Below are 23617 nucleotides of genomic sequence, written 5' to 3'. Positions count from 1 at the left end.
TACAGATAGGCTTGCACGTTGGTGGAAGCCTATTTCTGTATTTGCATCCTGTAGATAACAAAGAGAGTCGAGGGATAAAATATGCTGGAAACGGACAATTATGAAAAGTTTAAAAAGGATATTTTAGCGCTTGCAAAGATTGATCTGAATTCTTATAAGGAAAAGCAGATGCGGCGCAGAATCAACACGCTGATTACGAAGAATCATATTGCGACATATGATGAGTATGTGGCGCTGATCAAGAAGGACAAAGAGAAGTTTGAACAGTTTATCAATTTCCTGACCATCAATGTGTCGGAGTTTTACCGCAATCCGGATCAGTGGAAGATTCTGGAGAATGAGGTGTTCCCGAAGCTGATTCAGAAGTTTGGCAAGAATCTGAAAATCTGGAGTGCTGCCTGCTCGACCGGAGATGAGCCGTATTCGCTGGTAATGGCATTGTCCAGACACCTGCCGCTTGCAAACATCAAGGTGATTGCGACCGACATTGACAAGCAGGTGATCGATACGGCGCGGATGGGACTCTACAATGAGAAGAGTATCGCGAGTGTGCCGGATGATTTGAAGAAGAAGTATTTTACCAAGGTCGGCAATTCGTATCAGATCTCGGATGAGATCAAGAAACGTGTGGAATTCAAGGAGCATGATCTTTTAAAAGATCCGTATCCAGGCGGATGCAATCTGATTGTGTGCCGGAACGTTGTGATCTATTTTACCGAGGAGGCAAAGGACGAGATTTATGCGAAGTTTTATAAGGCGCTTGCAACAGGCGGCGTGCTTTTCATCGGAAGCACGGAGCAGATCATGAATTACCGGGAGATCGGATTTGAGAGAGACAAGTCCTTTTTCTTTGAGAAGGCGTAAGGTTATATCAGAGGACGCATTTTTCTATAAAGCAAAAAAGCGGCAGGAAAGAAGCTGTGCAGTATATGCCAGATTCTTTCCTGCCGTTTTTGGTGGTAATTATATCAGGGCTTTCTGCCATGTGTTTATTTGCGGTGGGAACGCATGGTTTCTAACAGATGCAGAACATAGTCCATCTGCATAGCGGGATCGGCGGCAAAGTCCGCGGATAATTCAAAATAGCATTTCCTGCCGCGCGGCTGTTCACGGAACACCGGGGAAAACATGGCGTCATACTGCGGAAGAAAGATGGCATATTTTTTGCCGTAGCAGTTGGAAGCGTTCGCCTGCACGCGGTGTTCTTTGTCGACGGCGGATGCAATACTCTTGTGAACTGCGATATCCTCCGCAGGGAGATAGTAGTAATCTTTGGGACTGCCGTCATAAAAGAAGCGCAGTTCTCCCTCGAAGAGACGTACACGCAGCCGGGCGGTACTTCCGCTCATGGAGAGATAACAGTCATCGTAGGAGAAGGAGACCGGTTTGGGAACGGGGTACTGCAGCGCCAGTGTAAAAAACAGCTCCTTGTTGCCGGAGGCACCGTCCATCGACCGGTACTCGGACGCCTGGAGTGACTGCAGAGAAAATGCCTGTTCCCAGAGTTTTGGGTAGGAGAGGACGGGCAGAAGCTTCGGCATATAGAGAACGTCCTCATAGTTGTGCTGTTTCAGCAGTGCAAGGGAATCCTTTGCGGGATGCCGCACGTACTCTTTGTAGACTTCGATCAGCTCGCCGCCGGAGTAGGCGTCGATGCGGTCAATCCCGAGAAACAGTTCGATGGATTTCTGCTTGTAGCTGGTCAGGGCAAACAGAAATTTGAAACGTGAGACTTCCTTATAAAGATCGATATAACTGTGCGCATCAAACGGATCGGAAAGGTGCAGCGCCTTGCATTTCGCCTTCAGGTATGGAATGTCGAAGCCGATACCGTTGAACGTCAGAATGGTATCATAGCCGGACAAGAGCTCCAGAAAGGCGGAAAGGACATTTTTCTGATCGGCGGCGTTCTCGGAAAAGAACTGGTCGATGCACAAAAGACTGTCGCGCCTTGTGGCGCAGCCGATCAGGTAGAGATCCGTGCGCGCCGGCGAGAAGCCGGTTGTCTCAATATCAAAAAAAATGCAGTTTTCTGTAAATACCTCGTTGGAAACGGGGTCTGAAAAATCAAAAGTCAGTTCTTCATGCCAGGTTATCATCTGAAAATCCTCTGTATGTAATATTAGGGTAAGAGTTCCAATTTTGCCGCTGTGCAGGTCTGGAAAGGCATAGATTTCCCGGACTCGCGGGCGTTCGCGGCAAATAGCAATGTACGCTCCGGCAAAAGCCCGGAAAGCCTGCGGCTTCCCGGACTCGCGGGCGTTCGCGGCAAATAGCAATGTACGCTCCGGCAAAAGTCCGGAAAGCCTGCGGCTTCCCGGACTCGCGGGCGTTCGCCCTATCAAAATCGTACCAGCCAAAATATACACTGCAAGCAGGTAATTTTGCCAGATACGATTTTGGCACTGCTCATTGCCTTCGCGTACATTATAACATAAATGTGGAAAAAATATTGTGAATTCTTTGTCAATAGGTTCGTGAAAAAATACAATAAATTGCTACAATTTCCGAGTGATTGTGCTATAATCTACACGAGGGTATTCTATGACTTTTGGCATAGAATATAATATAGATAAGAGAAAGTGGGGCACGAGAAATGGGTTCTAAGACATTTAAAGGCGGCGTCCATCCTTATGAAGGAAAGGAACTGGCAAAGGATCAGCCGATCGTAGAAGTTCTACCTAAGGGTGATCTGGTATACCCGTTGTCACAGCATATCGGTGCACCGGCGACTCCGGTGGTAGCGGTTGGTGACAAGGTGCTGAAAGGACAGAAGATCGCAGAGGCAGGTGGCTTTGTGTCATCCCCGATCTATGCGTCGGCATCCGGTACAGTAAAGGCAATCGAACCGCACCGTGTGGCAGTCGGTGACATGGTGAATTCCATCGTCATTGAGAACGACGGGGCGTTTGAAGAGGTGGAGTACACGCCGTGTGAAGACGTGACGGCTCTCTCCAAGGAGGAGATTGTCAATAAGGTAAAAGAGGCAGGCGTTGTCGGCATGGGCGGTGCAGGTTTCCCGACACATGTGAAGCTGTCTCCGAAAGAGCCGGAAAAGATTGAATATGTAATTGCAAACTGCGCAGAGTGTGAGCCGTATCTGACGGCGGACTACCGCAGAATGCTCGAAAATCCGGAAGAGCTGATCGGTGGAATGAAGATCATTCTCCAGCTGTTCGATCATGCGAAGGGTGTTCTCGGCATCGAGGACAACAAGCCGGATTGTATTGAAAAGCTGACAGAGCTTGTCAAGGATGAACCGAGAATTGAGGTCTGTCCTTTACAGACCAAGTACCCGCAGGGTGGTGAGCGTCAGCTCATTTATGCAGTGACAGGCCGCGCCATCAATTCCAAGATGCTTCCGGCAGATGCAGGATGTATCGTGGATAATGTGGAGACCATCATTGCTGTTTACCGTGCGGTAAAGCTTGGCAGACCGGTAACCAATCGTATTTCTACGATTACAGGCGATGCCATTGCCAACCCGGGCAACTTCTTATACAGCATCGGTACCAGCTATGCAGAACTGGTGGAGGCTGCCGGCGGATTTAAGACACAGCCGGAGAAGATTATTTCCGGTGGTCCGATGATGGGATTTGCAATGTTTAGCCTGGATATTCCCACGACAAAGACATCTTCCTCACTGCTTTGCTTAAGCAAGGACGAAGTGTCCAAGGTGGAGCCGTCCGCATGTATCAACTGCGGCCGCTGTGTGGAAGCATGCCCGGAGCAGCTGATTCCGTCAAGACTTGCCAAGTTTTCCAATAACGGTCTGGCTGAGGCGTTTGAATCCTGGCACGGACTCGAGTGCGTGGAGTGCGGAAGCTGCAGTTTTGTATGCCCTGCACGCAGACAGCTCGCACAGTCCATTAAGACGATGAAAAAGCAGGTACTTGCTGCAAAACGCAAAAAATAATTCAAAAAACAAGAAGAGAGAGGTGGATTATCGTGAGTGATTTATATCATGTTTCATCATCACCACACGTTCGTGCCAAAGATACCACAAGCCGTATTATGCTGTATGTGATTATTGCATTGCTTCCGACAAGCCTGTTCGGTATTTACAATTTCGGATATAAGGCATTGGTTCTGATTCTGGTAACGATCGCAAGCTGTGTGGCATCAGAGTGGGTATTTAATAAGATTGTACATAAAAAGCAGACGATCGATGACCTGAGCGCCGTTGTAACGGGACTGCTTCTGGCATTGAACCTTCCGGCAACCCTTCCGTGGTGGGAGGCGGTAATCGGCGGTGTGTTTGCAATCGTGGTTGTAAAATGTCTGTTTGGCGGACTGGGACAGAATTTCATGAACCCGGCGCTGGGCGCAAGATGCTTCCTTTTGATTGCATTTGCTGCTGATATGACAAAGTTCGGCATCACAAAGAACGGTATTGAAGTGTATTCCAGCGTAACACCGCTTGCTGCCATGCGTAACGGTGAGGCGGTCAATACGATGGATATGCTGATCGGACGCACCGCAGGTACCATTGGTGAGACATCTGCGATCGCTATCCTGATCGGAGCTATTTTCCTGATTCTGATGGGTGTGATCAACCTTCGCATCCCGGCATCTTACATTATTACATTTGCTGTATTCATGCTTTTATTCGGCGGTCATGGATTTGACGGCAGCTATCTTACCGCACAGCTTTGCGGCGGCGGTCTGATGCTCGGCGCATTCTTCATGGCAACGGATTATGTGACATCCCCGATTACACCGATGGGGCAGATCATCTTTGGTATCTGCTGCGGTATCCTGACCGGATTGTTCCGCTGCTTCGGCGCGAATGCAGAGGGTGTTTCCTTCGCCATCATCTTAAGCAATATCCTTGTGCCGCTTATTGAGAAGCACACGGTGCCGATGGCATTCGGTCAGGTGAAGGAAGCGAAGAAGCAGGAAGGAGGCAAATAGAAATGAACAAGAAGATTGTACATGACGCATTGGTTTTATTTGCTTTTACTGTTGTATTAGGTCTGATCCTCGGCGTGGTCTACGGCATTACCAAAGGCCCGATCGACCAGGTAAATTATGAGAAGACACAGTCCGCTTACAAGCAGGTATTTGAGGATGCGGATTCCTTTGAGGAGTACGCTGATTTCGACACCGCTGCAGCGGAAGATCTTATGGCGCAGAATGGATATTCTGACGATATCGAGGCTGTCAACACAGCACTTGACGCTTCCGGCAATCCGCTCGGCTATGTGCTTACCGTAACGGCGAAGGACGGAAGCCAGGGCAGCATTACATTCTCTGTCGGCATCCAGAATGACGGTACGGTCAACGGTTATTCCATCACAAGTATTTCCGAGACACCGGGACTTGGTATGAAAGCACAGGAAGAGCCGTTCTACAGCCAGTTTGAGGGCAAGAACGTAGACTCCTTTACGGTTGTGAAGTCGACACCGTCTGCGGACAATGAGATCGAGGCAATTTCCGGTTCCACCATTACTTCCAAGGCGATGGCGAACGGTGTGAATGCCTGCCTTACATACTTCCACAGCGTATTAGAAGGAGGTAACTAATCAATGAACAAGAATGTAGAACGTTTATATAATGGACTCATTAAGGAAAATCCTACTTTCGTTCTGATGCTTGGTATGTGTCCGACACTTGCTGTCACATCCTCCGCAATCAACGGACTTGGTATGGGACTTTCCACAACAGTGGTACTGGTACTTTCCAATATGCTGATTTCCGCATTCCGTAAGGTGATTCCGGACGGTGTGCGTATGCCGGCATACATTGTTATCGTTGCATCGCTGGTAACAGTGGTGCAGTTTATCATGCAGGCGTATACCCCGAGCCTCTCCGAGTCGCTGGGTGTGTATATCCCGTTAATCGTTGTAAACTGTATTATCCTCGGCCGTGCTGAGAGCTATGCTTCCAAGAATCCGGTAGTTCCGTCTCTTTTCGATGGACTTGGTATGGGACTTGGATTTACGATGGGTCTTACCCTGATCGGACTGTTCCGTGAGCTTCTGGGCGCAGGTCAGATCTTTGGTTTCCAGATTCTGTCCTTAAGCTGGTTCACACCGATCACCATCTTTGTTATGGCACCGGGAGCATTCCTAGTACTGGCATGTCTGGTAGCTGTGATGAAGATCGTCCGTGAGAAGATGGCAGCCAAGGGCAAGCCGCTTGCCGAGCCGTCCGGATGTATCACCGGAGACTGTGCAGGATGCAGTATGTCTGCTGCATGCACCGGTAAGAAACCGGCAGCGGAAACTCCGGCAGAAAAAGCAGAATAGGAGGATAGATACGGATGAAAACATTACTTTTAATTGCAATCGGCTCTGCCATTGTCAATAACGTTGTATTAAGTCAGTTCCTTGGTATCTGTCCGTTTTTAGGCGTTTCCAAGAAAACAGAGACCGCTGCCGGAATGGGTGGCGCAGTTGTATTCGTTATCACGATCTCTTCGTTCGTGACAGCGCTGATCTACAAATATATCCTTGCCAACAGCTATCTGATGAGCAAGGGCATTGACCTTACCTACCTGCAGACGATTGTATTTATTCTTGTAATTGCTGCACTGGTACAGTTCGTTGAGATGTTCTTGAAGAAGTCCATGCCGGCATTATACCAGAGCCTTGGTGTATACCTTCCGCTGATTACGACAAACTGTGCCGTTCTCGGTGTTGCACTGACGAATGTTACCAAGGAATACGGTATTTTGGAGAGCGTGGTAAACGGTTTTGCAACCGCATTTGGTTTCCTGATTGCGATCGTTTTAATGGCAGGTGTGCGTGAGAAGATCGAGTACAATGATATCCCGAAGCCGTTTCAGGGTACTGCAATCGTATTGATTTCCGCATGTCTGATGTCAATCGCATTCATGGGATTCTCAGGAATGATTTAGGAGGAAAAAGAAGATGAACGTTACAGCAATTTTATTTGCAGCCTTAATCGTGGGCGGCGTAGGTATCTTGATTGGATTTTTCCTTGGTATTTCCGGAGAAAAGTTCAAGGTAGAGGTAGATGAAAAAGAGGAAGCAATCTTAGGTGTGCTTCCGGGAAATAACTGTGGTGGCTGTGGTTATGCCGGTTGTTCCGGTCTGGCAGCAGCAATCGCAAAGGGCGAGGCTCCGGTCAATCAGTGTCCGGTCGGCGGCGCGCCGGTTGCAGCCAAGATCGGTGAGATCATGGGTGTGGCAGCCGAGGAAGGCGAGCGCAAGGTAGCATTTGTAAAGTGTGCGGGAACCTGTGAGAAGGCAGGACGCGATTACGAGTATACCGGCAACGAGGACTGTGCAGCCATGGCATTCGTGCCGAACGGCGGACCGAAGTCCTGTAATTACGGATGCCTTGGATACGGTAGCTGTGTAAAGGCTTGTCCGTTTGATGCGATTCATATCGTGGACGGCATTGCGCAGGTTGACAAGGAAGTATGTAAGGCATGTGGAAAATGTGTTGCTGCATGTCCGAAGCATCTGATCGAGCTTGTTCCTTACAAGGCAAAGCACATTGTACAGTGCAGCTCCAAGGATAAGGGCAAGGATGTCATGAAGGCATGTTCCGTTGGATGTATCGGATGTCATTTGTGTGAGAAGAACTGCCCGAAGGATGCAGTTCATGTCATTGACAACGTGGCATACATTGATCAGGAGAAGTGTGTCGGATGCGGTATTTGTGCACAGAAGTGTCCAAAGAAAATTATTTTGTAAGAATCATTTTCTCCGAAAATCATTCTGTAAGAATCGTTTCTTGGAATGAAAGTGTGAAATAAAAACAGGCGTGAAGAATTCGCGGTAATAAGTACGAATTCTTCACGCCTGTTTTGTTGTTTAATCTTCCAGAATCTCATAGGGAATGACGGTTCCCATGCCGGAGCTGGTGTGTACTTCATAGTCGTCTGTGATGAAAATAGCTTCCGTAGCATCAAGGCTTTCAACGAGCGCCATACCGTCTTCCAGCCCGAGGGAGAAACAGGTGGTGGAGAGACCGTCGCCGTCCACCGATGCACCGGTGATGATCGTGACCTCAAGGAGCCCGTTATCGTAAGGGTAACCGGTCGCGGTGTCCAGGATATGGTGATAACGCGTCCCATCTACTTCAAAATAGCGTTCGTAGACGCCGGAGGATACGACGGTCTGATCGGTGATGGAGACGGAGGCAATCGCTTCGTTTTCCTCACCAAACGGACGCTGTATGCCGATGGTGTATGCCGAACCGTCCGTCTTCGCGCCGAGCGCAAGCACATTTCCGCCGAGATTGATGTAACCGGAAGTAATTCCCTTCTGGTTCAGGTAGGCTTTCATCTGATCCGCGATATAGCCTTTGGCGATGCCGCCCAGATCAATCCTGGCATCGGGATTTTGCAGAGTCACTGTGTTGCCGTCAATCTGAATCTCCCGGTAATCCACTGTGGCAAGAGCCGCCTGAATGTCCGTGTCGGAGGGGATCATGGAGACATCGGTCTGATCAAGCAGCGCTTTGGTTGAGATGTCCCACAGATCGGAAAGCCGACCGATGGTGATGTCGAATTTGCCGCCGCTTAAGTCGCCATATGAGATGCCGGTTTTAAGAAGTTCGATCGTCTCGTCGTGTACTGTCACGGGAGCGCCGCCCGCATCGTTGATTTTGGAAATATCGCTGTCTGGAATCGTATTGGAAAAATATCCCTCGTACTTTTGCGCAAGGGCAAAACAGTCATCGAGCAGTTCCTCGCTCCCTTTTTCATAGATCGAGACCGAGATGACAGTGTTAAAATAAAATCCTGACTTGGTAACCGGTTCGTCCGCCGTGCGGCTGCAGCCGGAGAGCAGCAGATTTGCAGAGAGCAGGGGAACCAGAAGACAGGAGAGTACCTTCTTTTTTCTCATCATAAAAATCTCCATTTCTGATGTTTCCCATCCAATGTACCATAAACTTTCTGTTCATACAATGTGAAAACATCAATTTGCCATTTTGATGAAGATATGATAGAGTAATACAGTATGAGACTCTATGCCCATTTGGGATGAATGATTGGAAAATGTTACATATAAAGGGGACGTTAGACAGATGGAACAAAAGCATTTTCATTTTAATGAGAAAAAGAGAGTTGTAGTCAAGATCGGATCTTCCTCATTGAATTACGGGGAGACAGGCAATCTGAATTTTACCAAGCTGGAGCATCTGGTAAGAGAACTCTGCAATCTGCGGAACCGCGGGATGGATGTGTGTCTGGTAAGCTCCGGCGCGATTGCCGTGGGCAGACAGACGCTCGGCATGGATGAGCGGCCGAAGGACATTTCGACAAAGCAGGCATGCGCGGCGGTCGGCCAGGCGCGGCTGATGATGATCTATCAGCGGCTTTTTGCGGAATACAATCAGGTGGCAGGGCAGGTGCTGATGACGAAGAACACGATGGTGAACCCTGTCTCGAGAGAGAATGCGAAGAATACGTTCGACGAATTGTTCCGTCTTGGCGCAATTCCGATTGTGAATGAAAATGATACGGTTTCTACTTATGAGATGCAGTTTGGCGACAACGACACGCTCTCGGCAATCGTGGCTTCTCTGATCGGGGCGGATCTTTTGATCCTGCTCTCGGATATCGATGGGCTTTTTACCGACGATCCGCACAAGAATCCGGATGCAAAGCTCATTGAAGTGGTGGAGGAGATGGATGCGTCAATCTACGGCATGGCGAAAAGTTCGACCGGCAGTGATGTTGGAACCGGCGGCATGGCGACCAAACTGACAGCCGCAAAGATTGCAACGCTCTCGGGAACAGACATGATTATTGCGAACGGCAGGGATGTCTGCATTCTGCATCATATATTTGATGATTCCTTTAAGGGAACCATTTTTCAGGCAAAGAAGAAAGAATCTTTCCGGATTGAAGATTTTATTTTGGAGACGATCGGTTAAGAATACAGGAAAAGGAGTACTATGAACCAGGAACAGATTGACAGAATCAATGCGTTATATCGCAAGTCGAAGGCGGAAGGGTTGACGGAGGAAGAAAAAAAGGAGCAGGCGCTGCTGCGCAAGCAGTATGTTGCGGATGTGAAGAAAAATCTGGCGGCGCAGCTTAACAATATCGATATGGTGAATCCGGACGGTTCCGTGGAGAACCTTGGAGATAAGTATGGAAAAAAGACAGGACTTTCCTGACGCAGCGCTGACACAGGAGAAGGCGCGTCAGCAGATAAGGGCGCGGCACAAAGCATGGCGGATGGAACTGCCGCAGGAGGAAGTGCAGGAAAAGAGCAGAAAGATCTGTGAGAGGCTGGCGGCGTCTGACTGGTATCATAACAGCGCTGTCATCTACGGCTATTATCCGCTCGGCGCGGAGGCTGACTGTCTGCCGTTTCTGGCACAGGCACTTTCGGACGGCAAGACGGTGGCGCTTCCGGTTACATCAAAAGAGCGGTTGCAGCGGGACTGCGGCCAGGTGAAGAGAATGCAGGACACACACCGGATGGAGTTTTACCGGATCAGAGAGCTTTCCAGGGTGCGGGAGGGCGCCTTTCATGTGATGGAGCCGGATGAGAGCTGCAAACGGATCGGGGGAGAGGATGCGGTGGTGCTGGTGCCCGGACTGGTCTTTGACCGTAAGGGGAACCGGTACGGGTATGGCGGCGGTTATTATGACCGCTATTTTGCAAGGTTTCCGAAGCTGTCCCGCATGGCGGTAGCGTTTGAAGGGCAGATCGAGGAACAGCTTGCGGTGCTTCCCACCGACGTGCGGATGCATCGGATTTATACGGAGGAGCGGGAATATCGGATCTGACAGAAAGGATGGAAAGGATATGGAACTGACAGAACTTTGTAAGAGCGCAAAAGAAGTGAGCAGACAGATCGGCAATCTGGACACGAATACGAAGAACGAGGTGTTGCGTGCAGCGGCAGAGGCAATTGTGGCACATACTGAAGAGATTATCCGCGAGAATGAGAAGGATCTCGCCCGCGGCAGAGAGAATCATATGCCCGAAGGACTGCTGGACCGTCTGATGCTCAACCCATCCCGGCTGGAGCAGATGGCGGAGGGACTGCGGCAGGTTGCAGAACTTTCTGATCCGATCGGCGAAGTCCTTTCCATGAAGAAGCGCCCGAACGGTCTTATGATCGGTAAAAAGCGCGTCCCGCTCGGTGTGGTCGGGATGATCTATGAGGCGAGACCGAATGTGACGGTGGATGCGTTTGCGCTGTGTTTTAAGACGGGCAACGCAGTGATCTTAAAAGGCGGCAGTGACGCCATTTCGTCCAATATCGTCATTGTTTCGGTTCTGCAGGAAGTTTTGGAGGCACATGGCATTCCACGTGCGGCAGTATCGCTGATTGAAGATACAAGCCGGGAGACGGCGGCTGCGTTCATGAAGATGAACGAATATGTGGATGTGCTGATTCCGCGCGGAGGAGCAGGGCTGATCCGCGCCGTCGTCAATCAGGCGACGATTCCTGTGATTGAGACGGGAACCGGCAACTGTCATATCTATGTGGATGAGAGTGCGGATTTCGATATGGCAATCCGTATTATTTTAAACGCAAAGACCCAGCGGATCGGTGTGTGCAATGCCTGTGAATCACTCGTGATCCATGAGAAAATCGTGGATGCATTTATGCCAAAGCTTGCGGCGGCACTGCAGCAGAAGGATGTTGTTATTTATGCGGATGAGAAAAGTCTTGCAGCGGCAGAGCGCCGGGAGGCGGCAAATGACGGAGACCTGAAAAAGGAACTGTTGTCGGCGGCGACGGAGGAAGACTGGGGCAGGGAGTATCTCGATTATATGATCTCCGTGAAGACGGTGTCGTCCCTCGACGAGGCGATCGCACACATCAACCGCTACAATACCGGGCATTCGGAGGCAATCATCACAGAAAACTACACGAACGCGCAGCGGTTCCTGGATGAGATCGATGCTGCCTGCGTCTATGTCAACGCATCGACGCGTTTTTCAGACGGATTTGAATTTGGATTTGGCGCGGAGATCGGCATCAGTACCCAGAAGCTTCATGCAAGAGGACCGATGGGACTGGATGCGCTGACCAGCACAAAATATATTATATATGGAAACGGGCAGACACGTCCGTAGATGGTAAGGATGAAGATGAAAAAGAAAATAGACATTGAAATAATCGATAAAAAGCAGATCCCGCAGAGCGAGCCGGAGCGTCAGTATTACTTTATGGACATTGCTAAAAATTATGTGGAACAGCTCGCTGCAAAAAAAGGCAGTCCGCTGACCTTTCATGTCACGACGTTCGGCTGCCAGATGAACGCGCGCGATTCTGAGAAGCTTGTCGGTATCTTAGAGCGCATCGGTTATGTGGAGACGGATACGGAGGAAGCGGATTTTGTTATTTACAATACCTGCACGGTGCGTGAAAATGCAAATAACAAAGTCTACGGAAGACTCGGGGTACTCCAGAATTATAAAAAGAAAAATCCACATATGCTGATCGGACTCTGCGGCTGCATGATGCAGGAGACGGTAGTTGTTGAAAAATTAAAAGAAAGCTACCGCTTTGTGGATCTGATCTTCGGAACACATAATATCTACAAATTTGCAGAGCTGATCGTGACGGCGATGGAATCGGATTCCATGACGATTGATATCTGGAAGGACACGGACCAGATTGTGGAGGATCTCCCGGTAGAGCGGAAGTATTCGTTTAAATCTGGCGTCAATATCATGTTCGGATGCAATAATTTCTGCAGCTACTGTATCGTGCCGTATGTGCGCGGAAGGGAGCGCAGCAGGGAGCCGAAAGAGATCATCCGTGAGATCGAACAGCTCGTGGCGGACGGCGTTGTCGAGGTCATGCTGCTCGGACAGAATGTCAATTCCTACGGCAAGAATCTGAAGGAGCCGGTGACGTTTGCGCAGCTTTTAGAGGAAGTGGAGAAGATTGAGGGGTTAGAGCGTATCCGTTTTATGACCTCCCACCCGAAGGATCTCTCGGACGAGCTGATCGAGGTGATGGGACGATCCAAAAAGATCTGCAAACATCTGCACCTGCCATTACAGTCCGGGAGCAGCCGGATCTTAAAGATCATGAACCGCAGATATGATAAGGAACATTATCTGGAACTGGTGGACAAGATCCGCGCGGCAGTGCCGGACATTGCGCTGACGACGGATATTATCGTGGGATTCCCGGGGGAGACGGAGGAGGACTTCGAGGAGACGATGGACGTGGTGCGAAAAGTGCGTTATGACAGCGCGTTCACGTTTATCTATTCCAAACGTACCGGGACACCGGCGGCATCCATGGAAGAGCAGGTGCCGGAGGATGTGATCAAGGCGCGTTTTGACCGCCTGCTTAAGGAAGTGCAGAAGATCTCCGCAGAAAAAGCGGAGGCGCTGACCGGACAGACGCTGCCGGTGCTGATTGAAGAGCAAAACGAGCAGGATGCTTCGCTTGTGACGGGAAGACTCAGCAATAACTCGGTGGTACATCTGCCGGGGACAGCGGACATGATCGGAAAGATTCTGGATGTAAAGCTGACCGAGTGCCGGGGCTTTTATTACCTTGGCGAGCGGGCAGACGGAAATGGTCAGACGGTATGAAAAAGCGAATCAGCAGAAACGATGTGATTTTTCTTGCAATACTGCTTGCCGTGGTTACGGTATTTCTTGTGATCTATGAGCGGACGGGAATGCGCGCGGATGCGGGTGCCTGTGTGCGCGTCACCGTGGACGGCAGCGTGTACGGGACCTATGCGCTCGGGGAGGAGCAGGAGATACCGATTGTGCAGGACGGCGTGACAACGAATGTCCTGACAATCCGCGATGGCAGGGCGGACATGACGGAGGCGGACTGCCCGGACAAGCTGTGTGTCCATCAGAAGGCAATCTCTAAGAATCATGAGATGATTGTCTGTCTGCCGAACAAAGTGGTTGTGGAGGTGACGGGAAGTGAAGAAAACGGATTCGACTCCATTGCGAGATAAGGTGGCGTATCTCGGGGTTTTTCTTGCGCTTGCCTTAATCTGCAGCTATGTGGAATCCCTGATCCCGTTTTATTTCGGAATACCGGGGGTAAAGCTGGGGCTCACCAATATTGTGGTGGTACTGATGCTGTACTGTGTCGGCACTAAGGAGGCGTTTGCCATCTCGATGCTCCGGATTGTACTGGCGGGTTTTCTGTTTGGCAATCTGTTCAGTATCTTATACAGCCTTGCCGGCGGAATGTTCAGCTTTCTGGTAATGTATCTTTTGAAACGGACCGGAAAGCTCGGTGTGCTGCCGGTCAGCGTCGCGGGCGGAATGTCACACAACATCGGTCAGATTGCCGTGGCGGCGTTTGTGGTGGAGAATATCAACATTTTTTACTATCTGCCGGTGCTTTTCGTGGCAGGCATCGTTACGGGACTGCTGATCGGTGTGGCAGCCCAGGAGATCATACTAAGGATTGGCGGACGGCTGAAACGATAAGGAGGAAATACGTGTGTACGCATATATAAAAGGCGTCCTTGCGGATGTGGAAGAAGAGAGCGTGGTTGTGGAGGCAGGCGGAATCGGATACCGGATCTATACGACCGGGCAGACGTTTGACTATCTTCCGGCTGTGGGAGAGGAAGTCAAGCTCTATACGTATCTGAATGTGCGCGAAGATGCGATGATTCTGTACGGGTTCCTGACGAAGGATGACCTGCGTGTCTTCAAGCTGTTAATCGGCGTCAACGGTATCGGCCCGAAGGGGGCGCTGGCGGTGCTGTCTGTGATGACAACCGATGATCTGCGATTTGCGGTGCTTGGCGATGACGCGAAGGCGATCGCCAAAGCGCCCGGAATCGGTGCAAAGACGGCACAGCGTGTGATTTTAGAACTGAAGGACAAGCTGTCGCTTGAGGAGGCGTTTGAACTCAAATCCGAGCATGTGAGCAGACAGAACGAGAACGGAAGCAGCGGTGTGAAGAATGAGGCGGTGCAGGCGCTTGTGGCGCTCGGCTATGCCTCTTCGGAAGCGTTAAAGGCGTTAAACGGCATTGAGATCACGGATGATATGGATGTGGAAACACTGTTAAAAGCCGCGCTTAAGAATATGGCATTCCTGTAGTAAGGGAAGCGGCAAGGCGGAAGAAAGGAAAGCTGGGACATGGAGAAGCGGGTCATATCCACGCAGGTGCAGGAGGAAGATCTTAAGATCGAGAAAAGTCTCCGGCCGCAGACGCTGGACGATTATATCGGACAGCAGAAGGCAAAGGAAAATTTAAAAATATATATCGAGGCGGCAAAGGCGAGGGGGGAATCTCTCGACCATGTGCTGTTCTACGGACCGCCCGGACTTGGAAAGACCACGCTCGCCGGAATCATTGCCAATGAGATGGGAACACATATGAAGGTCACTTCGGGACCTGCCATCGGAAAACCGGGGGAAATGGCAGCGATCCTAAGCAATCTGCAGGAGGGAGATGTCCTCTTTGTCGACGAGATCCACCGGCTGAACCGCCAGGTGGAGGAGGTGCTGTACCCGGCAATGGAGGATTATGCCATTGATATCATGCTTGGCAAGGGAGCCACAGCGCGCTCCATCCGTCTGGATCTGCCGAAGTTTACCCTGGTGGGAGCGACCACGCGCGCGGGACTTTTGTCGGCACCGTTAAGAGACCGTTTTGGCGTGGTGCATCATCTGGAGTTCTACACGGTGGAGGAGTTAAAAACGATCATCCTGCATTCGGCATTGACACTTGGGGTGGAGATCGATGAGGAGGGTGCTTACGAGATGGCGAGACGCTCGCGCGGAACCCCGCGTCTGGCGAACCGGCTGTTAAAGCGCGTGCGCGATTTCGCGCAGGTAAAATACGACGGCCGGATTTCAAAGGAGGTAGCGTCCTTTGCACTGGATCTGCTGGAGGTTGACAAGATGGGGCTCGATCAGAATGACAGGAACATTTTGATGACGATGATCGGAAAATTTGCGGGCGGACCGGTCGGGCTGGACACGCTGGCGGCAGCAATCGGTGAGGATGCCGGAACCATCGAGGACGTATATGAACCGTATCTGGTAAAGAACGGGCTGATCAACCGCACGCCGAAGGGACGGGTGGTGACAGAGCTGGCATACCAGCATCTGGGAATCGAACATTCCGTATAGAAATAGTTGCTTTTCCTTAAATATGTCAGTATAATATACTATATATTGTAGCGGATACCCGAGTTTGGAGGAAATGGTATGGCAGAGAAGACAAGCGCCGAAGTGATCATCGGTGGAAAGGTATACACACTGAGCGGTTATGAGGGCGAGGAGTACCTACAGAAGGTTGCCACCTATATCAACAATAAGCTGGGCGAGTTTCAGGGCATGGAAGAGTTAAGACATCTATCCGGCGACATGAAGGCGACGCTGTTGCAGTTAAATATCGCGGATGATTACTTTAAGGCGAAGACACAGGTGGAGAAGCTTGAGCGTGAGATCGAGCAGAAGGAAAAGGAAATCTACGATCTCAAACATGATCTTATTTCCAATCAGATCAAGGCAGAGAGCGACGAGAAAGCCAGAAAAGAGCTCGAGGAGCAGAACAAGGAGCTTTTAATCAACAAGGCTAAGCTGGAGGCGAGTCTCGAGGATGCGCTGCTCGGCAAAGTACCGGAAAAAGATAAAACAGAAGAATAGACAATACGGGGACGTAAGAGATTTGCTTTCGTCCCTTATTTTCATATAACAGGTAAGAAAAATGATGCAGAAAAGAGAATTGGAGCTGCTGGCTCCGGCGGGATCATACGAGACGTTTGAGGCGGTCATACGGGCGGGGGCGGACGCGGTATATCTGGGCGGCAGCCATTTTGGAGCCCGCGCATATGCGAATAATTTTAATGAGGAAGAATTGCTGCGTGCCATCGACTATGCACATATCCATGGCAGACAGGTGTATCTGACGGTGAACACCCTGTTCAAGGAGGAGGAACTGGAACAGGGACTCTATGAGTATCTGCTGCCGTATTACGAGCAGGGGCTCGATGCGGTGATCGTGCAGGATATGGGGGCGTTTGCAAGGATACGAAGCATGTTCCCCGGGATGGATATTCACACCAGCACGCAGATGACTGTGACCGGCGCGGCGGGTGCGGCGTACATGAAGCAGCTCGGTGCGAGCCGGGTGGTCATGGCGCGGGAGATGTCGTTTGCCGAGATAAGAGAAATCCATGACAAGGTGGGAATCGAGATCGAGAGTTTTGTGCACGGTGCACTGTGTTACTGTTATTCCGGGCAATGTCTGCTCAGCAGTATGCTGGGCGGCAGAAGCGGCAACCGTGGGCGCTGTGCACAGCCGTGCCGGCTTCCCTATGAGGTCTACAAAAAGGATCAGAAATCCCGTATCGCGTGCGGCAATTACGTGTTAAGCCCGAAGGATCTGTGTACGATTGATGCCATTCCCGCACTTGCAGAGAGCGGCATATTCTCCTTTAAGATTGAGGGACGGATGAAGCAGGCGGAGTATGCGGCAGGCGTTGTATCCGTTTACCGGCAGTATATGGACCGTTATCTGGACCGGCTGAATGAGGAGAGAGCGGGCGGCTGCAGCGAGGATGAGGCACGCCGGCGGGCGAAGAAGGCTTACGCGGTAACGGAGGAGGATCACAGAAAGCTGCTGGCGCTCGGCAACCGCAGCGGTTTTACCGACGGGTACTATTTCCGCAGAAATGGCAGGGAGATGATTACCTTTGATTCCCCGGGACATGCGAAGACAGACGAGGCACTGCAGAAGACGGTGCGGGAACACTATATCAAAGTGCGGCCGGAGCAGGAAATCAAAGAAAAAATCAATGGATTCTTAAGATTAAAAAAAGATTTATCTGCTACACTGAAACTGCAATGTGAAGAATGTGAGATTACGTGTGAGGGGGAGCAGGTATTGCAGGCGCAGAAACAGCCGCTCTCGCGTGACAGGGTGGACGTCTGTATGAGAAAAACAGGAAATACACCGTTTGCATTTGAACAGCTGGCCATTGAGATGGACGAGGATGTTTTTCTGCCGGTGCAGGCACTAAACGCGCTGCGTAGGGAGGCACTTCTTGCACTGGAGGAGAAGCTTCTGCAGGGATACCGCAGGGATGGAGCAGCGTCCCCGGAGGCGGAGAAGTTAGGCTGTGGCGCGGACAAAAGGACGCGGCAGGAGGAGCGAAGAGAAGCAGAGGATGCCGGTAAAACGGTCATCGTTTCGTTGGAGAACCGGTGTCTGCTGCCGGTGGTGCTTCGTTCTTCCTTTGTACATGGGATTTATGTGGACAGCAGCTGCTATACCAGGGATGAATTATGGACGGCACTTTTAAAAGATGCAGGAGAGGCACACCTGGCGGGAAAGAAATTCTATTATATTCTGCCGGCGGTATTTCGCAGCAGAACGGCAGCATTTTACAGGGAGAATATAGAGCACTTAAAGGCATTGCCGCTGGACGGATTTGTGGCAAAAAGTTACGATGCCGCCGCATTTGTGCGGCAGGAGCTGGGTGCGGAGACGCCGTTAATTTTAGATCACAGTCTCTATAGCTGGAACAGTGCAGCGCGGGATGTGTTTTTGCAGCTTGCACCAGAGCGCGATACCGTACCGCTTGAACTCAACCGGAGCGAACTGTTTGCGAGAGACAATCATCACAGCGAGGCGATGGTGTACGGTTATCTTCCACTGATGACATCCGCGCAGTGCGTGCATGCGAACACGGAGAAGTGTGATAGGAAGCGCGGAATCTTATATCTGAAGGATCGGTATGGAAAATATTTCCCGGTCAAAAATAACTGCACGGAGTGTTATAATACGATCTATAATACCACGCCGCTCATGCTTTTTGACGAACGCGCGGATTTTTTACGCATGGGAATTGCCGCATACCGGATATCGTTTACGATTGAGGAGGAAGAGCAGGCAGCTTTCATACTGGATCTTTTTGAGCGGACGTTCCTTTCCGGAAAACACAGCGTAAAGGAACTGTTTCCCGACGGCTACACGAGGGGACATTATAAACGAGGGGTCGAATAACCAATGACAGATTTGATTGTAGAATTATCAAAATATCTCATGACACTTTTGTTCGCGTTCTATACGTACGAGTGTTTTTCCTCATTCCGCGGGAAGCTTACCCCGGAGAAAAGGGCGAAGATATTTAAGCGTCAGATGTGCCTGATGTATCTCATTCATCTGGATGCGTTTCTGGCAATCTACGCGGTGACGGACGATATCCGCATGATTTTGTTCTATGTGGTGCAGGCGGCGTTTATTGCCGTCACAATTTCCAGTTACCGCCTGGTGTACGGAAGGGCTTCCGGGCTTTTGATCAACAATATGTGCATGCTGTTAATGATCGGGTTTATTATGATTACAAGGCTTTCCTTTGACAAGGCGATCCGGCAGTTTGCCATTGCGGTGGGGGCGATGGTGTGTTCGCTCATTATACCGGTGCTGATTCAGAAAGTGCGCTTTTTGCGGAAAATGCCGTGGCTTTACGCAGCTGCCGGGATCATCGGTCTTCTGGCGGTTCTGGCGTTCGGAATCACGAGCAGCGGTGCGAAAATATCAATCTCGCTTGCCGGAATATCGGTTCAGCCGAGTGAATTTGTCAAGATCATATTTGTATTTTTTGTGGCATGTATGCTTTACGAGAATACGGATTTGAAGCACGTGTGCATCGCGACGGTGCTGGCAGCGGTGCATGTCCTGATTCTGGTGTTATCGAGAGATCTGGGAGGAGCACTGATCTTCTTTGTGACCTACCTGGTGATGCTCTATGTGGCGACCAGAAAGCTGTTCTATTTTGCGGGAGGACTTCTGACCGGATGTATTGCCGCGGTGGTGGCATATCAGCTGTTTTCCCACGTGCGCGTGCGTGTCCTGGCATGGCAGGATCCGCTCTCAAGAATTGAGAATGAGGGCTACCAGATCTGCCAGTCCCTGTTCGCCATCGGTACCGGCGGCTGGTTTGGAATGGGACTATACCAGGGGATGCCGGAAAAGATTCCGGTGGTCGAGCAGGACTTTATCTTTTCCGCCATTGCGGAGGAGATGGGCGGCATTTTTGCAATCTGTCTTTTGATGGTGTGCATCAGCTGCTTTTTGATGTTTTTTAACGTGGCGATGCAGATGAAGGAGCAGTTTTACAAGCTGATTGCGCTGGGACTGGGAACCGTATACGGATTTCAGGTGTTCCTCACCGTCGGGGGAGTCACAAAATTTATTCCGTCGACAGGAGTCACGCTTCCGCTTGTCAGCTACGGAGGAAGCTCGCTATTTTCAACGATGATCATGTTTGCCGTTGTGCAGGGCTTATACATCAGACGGCAGGATGAGGGGGCAGCAAATGAAAGAAAAAATGCAGCACCGCCAAGACGAAGAAAAACAGGATTTGACGAAGATGTGGAAACTTTTTCATAAAAACGGAAAGAAAAAAAAGAATACAAAAAACCGGGAATTTGCGGTAGTAACCTACTCTTTTCTGGGGTTGTTTCTGTGCCTGATGGGCTATTTTGTGTATTTTGAGCAGGTGGAGAGCGAACAGTTTATCAATAATCCGTACAACAAACGGCAGGAGCTCTTTACGCGCAGCGTCGTGCGCGGCAGTATCTATTCCGCCGACGGAGTCACACTGGCGGAGACGGTTACGGATGCAGAGGGAAATGAGACGAGAAAGTATCCGGCGGGCAGGATCTTTGCGCATGTTGTCGGATATTCCACACACGGTACTTCCGGCATTGAGGCGATGGCGAATTTCAATCTGCTGCGCTCCAACATTCTGTATATGGAGAAGGCGGTCAGTGAGATCAGGGGAGAGAAAAATCCGGGGGACAGTGTCACAACGACGTTGAATTATGATCTGCAGCTTCAGGCGTACGATGCACTGGGAAGCTATGACGGGGCGGTCGTTGTGATGGAGCCGGAGACAGGCAGGATCCTTGCCATGGTGTCAAAGCCCGATTTTGATCCGAACACGATCGCGGATGACTGGGATACCTTTGTGTCGGACGACAGTGACAGCTCGGTTCTTCTAAACCGTGCCACCCAGGGGCTGTATCCGCCGGGATCGACGTTTAAGATCTTTACCACGCTCGAGTACATTCATGAGAATGCGGACTATGCGGACTATCATTTTGACTGTAGCGGCGAGTATACCGTGGGCACAAAGACCATCCACTGCCATAACAATAAGCGGCACGGATCGGAGGATTTAAAGACCTCCTTCGCAAATTCGTGTAATTCCTCCTATGCGTCCTTAGGACTCACACTGGATCTGGAACAGTTTGATGATCTCTGTGACCAGATGCTGTTTAATACCGCGCTTCCGACGGATTTCGAGTCGTCGAAGAGCAGCTTTGTGCTGGAGCCGGGAGACAGCGATTCAGCGGTGATGGAGACGTCCATCGGACAGGGTAAGACGCTTGTGACACCGTTTCACATGGCGTTAATCGCTTCTGCGATCGCCAACGACGGTGTGCTGATGAAGCCGTATGTGATTGACCGCATCACGGATGCGGAGGGCGAGGTTGTGGAGCAGTATGAGCCTGCGGAGTACAAAACACTGCTCTCGGAGAGCGATGCGTCCGTTTTGCAGGAATATATGCGCTATGTTGTGGAGGAAGGAACAGCGACCAAGTTAAAGAGCGACAGCTATGAGGCAGCCGGAAAGACGGGTTCGGCGGAGTTCTCATCCAGCTCGGACGCCACACATTCCTGGTTTGTGGGATATGCGCATAACGGGGAGGAACCGGACATCGCGGTGGCGGTGATCGTGGAGAATTCCGGCGTGGGAAGCGAGTATGCGGTCCCGATTGCAAAACAGATCTTTGATGCGTATTATACATGGGAGAACTAAGCGCATACGAGGTTGCGTGAAGTCTGAAAAAGTATTATACTGGATATAATTATGAAAAGACCACATCGGGAGGTATTGCAATGATAGAGGCAACAAGCTGTGGCGGTGTGGTAATATTCCGTGGTAAGATATTGCTTTTATACAAGAATTATAAGAACAAGTATGAAGGCTGGGTTCTGCCCAAGGGGACGGTGGAAGCCGGGGAGGAGTATCCGGATACGGCAACGCGTGAGGTGTTGGAGGAGACCGGGGTGAAGGCGGCAATTATCAAATATGTCGGCAAGAGCCAGTATTCCTTTACGGTACCGGAGGACACGGTGGAGAAGGACGTCCACTGGTATCTTATGATGGCAGACAGTTATTACAGCAAGCCGCAGCGGGAAGAATATTTTGTTGATTCCGGATATTATAAGTATCACGAAGCGTATCATCTCTTGAAGTTTCCGAACGAAAAACAGATTCTGGAGAAAGCTTACAATGAATATCTGGAGCTTAAGAAGAGTAATTTGTGGGGAAATCACAAATACTTTTAGAGCAGTGTGATATGGAGAGCATGCATGACATGGTATGACGAGTTATATGTAGGGGAAAGTATTGTACATAAGACAAAGCGCGTGAAGTGGAAAATCAACCACAATGCGGGACAGATCGGCATTTATGTGATCGCGCCTGCGTCGAATGACAAAAATCTTCTGGATATTATCCCGGCTGCCGAACTTTTGCAGAAAGGGTATCCGAAGAAAGACCTTAAGATTGCCGGACTTGCCGGGAGTTATGATGAGGCGCTGGAAGTGGCGGTGTCGATTGTGGATGAAGTATACCGGAACACAGGAGCGTTTTTTGTGCGCAGTTATCTGGATGAGCACCGGAGCGGCAGGGAGGGATAATGGCAGTTCTATTGCTGATATTAAAAATAATTGGAATCATCCTGCTGATCCTGCTTGGACTGATCCTGCTCATTTTGGCAGTGGTGCTTTTTGTTCCGGTGCGGTATCAGGTGAGCGGCAGCATCGGGGAGAAGACGACCGTCCGGATTGCGGTGTCATGGCTTTTGCATGCGGTAAGCTGGAGGGCAGCGTACGAAGAGGAAGGGTTTTCTTCACAGCTGCGGATCTTTGGGATCACCCGGAAAGGAAAAAAGCCGGACGATGGAGAACCCGGGGAGGATGACCGGGAGGACGGTGCAGAAGAACCCGAAGAGCGCAGTGCGGCAGATGCCCCCCTGGCAGACAGTGAGCAGAAAACAGAAGGCATCTTGGCAGACGGGGAGCAGGGAGAGGCGGAACGGTTCGACGAGAGGCAGGCGAAGAAAGTCTGCGCCGGGGCGAAGGAGCCGGATCCTGCGGAGCATAAGGAACTGGAACAAGCGAATCCGGCTGTGCGCAGAAAGCAGCGCGGCGGGCTGTTTCGGCGGATATGGGAGCGTATCCGTGCATTCTTTGCAGGACTTGTCAGAAAACTGCGGCAGTTTCGTGCCGGCATAAAAGAGGCTCTTAAGAAAATAAAAGATGTCCGTACGTTTTTGACGGACGAGCGGCACAGAGAGGCGCTGCCGCTCATTTTTACAGAGTTAAAATACCTGCTGACCCATTTTAAATTCCGGAGGATCCGGACGGATCTGACATTTTCCATGGGGGATCCGGCGCTGACCGGGCAGGTGCTCGGAGGCTTATGTATGCTTCCGTTTCTGTATCGGTATCAGGTGCAGGTATATCCGGACTTTGAAGCGGAGAATACCTATGTAACAGGCACATTTGATATAAAAGGGCGTGCAAGAGGACTGCATATCGCAGTATCGGCAGTCCGGCTGCTTGGCAAAAAGGAGTTCCGCATCTGGCTGAAATGGCTGATGCACAGATAAAGGATAAGAAAGGGGT

General features: G+C 50.6%; 25 protein-coding genes. 23 read left to right on the top strand and 2 right to left on the bottom strand.

What is annotated here, in order from left to right:
• Positions 1-81: 81 nt before the first annotated feature.
• Positions 82-864, top strand: coding sequence for a CheR family methyltransferase (locus RHOM_RS08160; RefSeq protein WP_014079826.1), 783 nt, complete (start codon positions 82-84; stop codon positions 862-864).
• Between the two features lie 125 nt (positions 865-989).
• Here RHOM_RS08160 and RHOM_RS08155 read toward each other — a convergent pair whose 3' ends face one another.
• Positions 990-2099, bottom strand: a complete 1110-nt coding sequence (locus RHOM_RS08155) for a ribonuclease H-like domain-containing protein (protein WP_044024928.1) — start codon at positions 2097-2099, stop codon at positions 990-992.
• Positions 2100-2596: 497 nt separating this feature from the next.
• On the opposite strand from RHOM_RS08155, the gene rsxC reads away from it, so the two are divergent.
• The 6 genes from rsxC to rnfB are packed head-to-tail and all read left to right on the top strand — an operon-like array spanning position 2597 to position 7667.
• Positions 2597-3916, top strand: a complete 1320-nt coding sequence (gene rsxC / locus RHOM_RS08150; protein WP_014079824.1) for an electron transport complex subunit RsxC — start codon at positions 2597-2599, stop codon at positions 3914-3916.
• A 32-nt stretch (positions 3917-3948) separates the two neighbouring features.
• On the top strand, positions 3949-4914 hold the full coding sequence (locus RHOM_RS08145) for an RnfABCDGE type electron transport complex subunit D (protein WP_055229939.1): 966 nt from the start codon (positions 3949-3951) through the stop codon (positions 4912-4914).
• A 2-nt stretch (positions 4915-4916) separates the two neighbouring features.
• A complete protein-coding gene (locus tag RHOM_RS08140; RefSeq protein WP_014079822.1) occupies positions 4917-5525 on the top strand; it encodes an RnfABCDGE type electron transport complex subunit G in 609 nt (202 codons plus the stop codon).
• A gap of 3 nt (positions 5526-5528) precedes the next feature.
• Positions 5529-6251, top strand: a complete 723-nt coding sequence (gene rsxE / locus RHOM_RS08135; RefSeq protein WP_014079821.1) for an electron transport complex subunit RsxE — start codon at positions 5529-5531, stop codon at positions 6249-6251.
• Between the two features lie 14 nt (positions 6252-6265).
• Positions 6266-6862 carry an electron transport complex protein RnfA gene (locus RHOM_RS08130; protein ID WP_014079820.1) on the top strand — a complete coding sequence of 199 codons (597 nt, stop codon included), beginning with the start codon at positions 6266-6268 and terminating at the stop codon, positions 6860-6862.
• A gap of 13 nt (positions 6863-6875) precedes the next feature.
• A complete protein-coding gene (rnfB, locus tag RHOM_RS08125; RefSeq protein ID WP_014079819.1) occupies positions 6876-7667 on the top strand; it encodes an RnfABCDGE type electron transport complex subunit B in 792 nt (263 codons plus the stop codon).
• Positions 7668-7787: 120 nt separating this feature from the next.
• On the opposite strand, the gene RHOM_RS08120 is transcribed toward rnfB, so the two are convergent.
• Entirely contained in the window at positions 7788-8828 is a 1041-nt protein-coding gene (locus tag RHOM_RS08120) for an FAD:protein FMN transferase (RefSeq protein WP_044024927.1), read from the bottom strand.
• Between the two features lie 178 nt (positions 8829-9006).
• Here RHOM_RS08120 and proB point away from each other — a divergent pair, with 178 nt between their 5' ends.
• From proB to RHOM_RS08040, 16 genes are all read left to right on the top strand, one after another.
• Complete coding sequence (gene proB / locus RHOM_RS08115) at positions 9007-9858, top strand: glutamate 5-kinase (RefSeq protein WP_014079817.1); 852 nt, start codon at positions 9007-9009, stop codon at positions 9856-9858.
• A 21-nt stretch (positions 9859-9879) separates the two neighbouring features.
• Positions 9880-10104 (top strand): DUF896 domain-containing protein, encoded by a 225-nt coding sequence (locus tag RHOM_RS08110; RefSeq protein ID WP_014079816.1) that lies wholly within the window; start codon positions 9880-9882, stop codon positions 10102-10104.
• A complete protein-coding gene (locus tag RHOM_RS08105; RefSeq protein WP_014079815.1) occupies positions 10079-10723 on the top strand; it encodes a 5-formyltetrahydrofolate cyclo-ligase in 645 nt (214 codons plus the stop codon). The genes RHOM_RS08110 and RHOM_RS08105 overlap by 26 nt, the downstream gene beginning before the upstream one ends.
• Positions 10724-10742: 19 nt before the next feature.
• Positions 10743-12026, top strand: coding sequence for a glutamate-5-semialdehyde dehydrogenase (locus RHOM_RS08100; protein ID WP_014079814.1), 1284 nt, complete (start codon positions 10743-10745; stop codon positions 12024-12026).
• Positions 12027-13505 carry a tRNA (N6-isopentenyl adenosine(37)-C2)-methylthiotransferase MiaB gene (gene miaB, locus RHOM_RS08095; RefSeq protein ID WP_014079813.1) on the top strand — a complete coding sequence of 493 codons (1479 nt, stop codon included), beginning with the start codon at positions 12027-12029 and terminating at the stop codon, positions 13503-13505.
• The gene (locus RHOM_RS08090; RefSeq protein ID WP_014079812.1) at positions 13502-13888 is read left to right on the top strand and encodes a NusG domain II-containing protein; all 387 of its coding nucleotides are present in this window, start codon (positions 13502-13504) and stop codon (positions 13886-13888) included. The genes miaB and RHOM_RS08090 overlap by 4 nt, the downstream gene beginning before the upstream one ends.
• Positions 13878-14372 (top strand): Gx transporter family protein, encoded by a 495-nt coding sequence (locus tag RHOM_RS08085; protein ID WP_014079811.1) that lies wholly within the window; start codon positions 13878-13880, stop codon positions 14370-14372. The genes RHOM_RS08090 and RHOM_RS08085 overlap by 11 nt, the downstream gene beginning before the upstream one ends.
• Positions 14373-14385: 13 nt before the next feature.
• Positions 14386-14997 carry a Holliday junction branch migration protein RuvA gene (ruvA, locus tag RHOM_RS08080; RefSeq protein ID WP_014079810.1) on the top strand — a complete coding sequence of 204 codons (612 nt, stop codon included), beginning with the start codon at positions 14386-14388 and terminating at the stop codon, positions 14995-14997.
• 39 nt (positions 14998-15036) lie between these two features.
• Positions 15037-16035 (top strand): Holliday junction branch migration DNA helicase RuvB, encoded by a 999-nt coding sequence (gene ruvB, locus RHOM_RS08075; protein WP_014079809.1) that lies wholly within the window; start codon positions 15037-15039, stop codon positions 16033-16035.
• Positions 16036-16113: 78 nt separating this feature from the next.
• Complete coding sequence (gene zapA, locus RHOM_RS08070; RefSeq protein ID WP_014079808.1) at positions 16114-16554, top strand: cell division protein ZapA; 441 nt, start codon at positions 16114-16116, stop codon at positions 16552-16554.
• A 61-nt stretch (positions 16555-16615) separates the two neighbouring features.
• Entirely contained in the window at positions 16616-18916 is a 2301-nt protein-coding gene (locus RHOM_RS08065) for a U32 family peptidase (protein ID WP_014079807.1), read from the top strand.
• A gap of 3 nt (positions 18917-18919) precedes the next feature.
• Complete coding sequence (locus RHOM_RS08060; protein WP_014079806.1) at positions 18920-20305, top strand: FtsW/RodA/SpoVE family cell cycle protein; 1386 nt, start codon at positions 18920-18922, stop codon at positions 20303-20305.
• Positions 20232-21740, top strand: coding sequence for a peptidoglycan D,D-transpeptidase FtsI family protein (locus RHOM_RS08055; protein WP_014079805.1), 1509 nt, complete (start codon positions 20232-20234; stop codon positions 21738-21740). The genes RHOM_RS08060 and RHOM_RS08055 overlap by 74 nt, the downstream gene beginning before the upstream one ends.
• Positions 21741-21820: 80 nt before the next feature.
• Complete coding sequence (locus RHOM_RS08050) at positions 21821-22273, top strand: NUDIX hydrolase (RefSeq protein WP_014079804.1); 453 nt, start codon at positions 21821-21823, stop codon at positions 22271-22273.
• A 24-nt stretch (positions 22274-22297) separates the two neighbouring features.
• A complete protein-coding gene (locus tag RHOM_RS08045; protein WP_014079803.1) occupies positions 22298-22627 on the top strand; it encodes a hypothetical protein in 330 nt (109 codons plus the stop codon).
• Positions 22627-23601: a DUF2953 domain-containing protein gene (locus RHOM_RS08040; RefSeq protein ID WP_014079802.1), complete on the top strand. Its 975-nt coding sequence runs from the start codon at positions 22627-22629 to the stop codon at positions 23599-23601. Before RHOM_RS08045 ends, RHOM_RS08040 begins: the two co-directional genes overlap by 1 nt.
• Positions 23602-23617: the final 16 nt, after the last annotated feature.

This window comes from Roseburia hominis A2-183 (assembly GCF_000225345.1).
In the GTDB taxonomy this organism is placed as follows: Bacteria; Bacillota; Clostridia; order Lachnospirales; family Lachnospiraceae; genus Roseburia; species Roseburia hominis.
The sequence above is the reverse complement of the archived record's forward strand: the minus strand, read 5'-3'. Positions and strand labels throughout refer to the sequence as shown.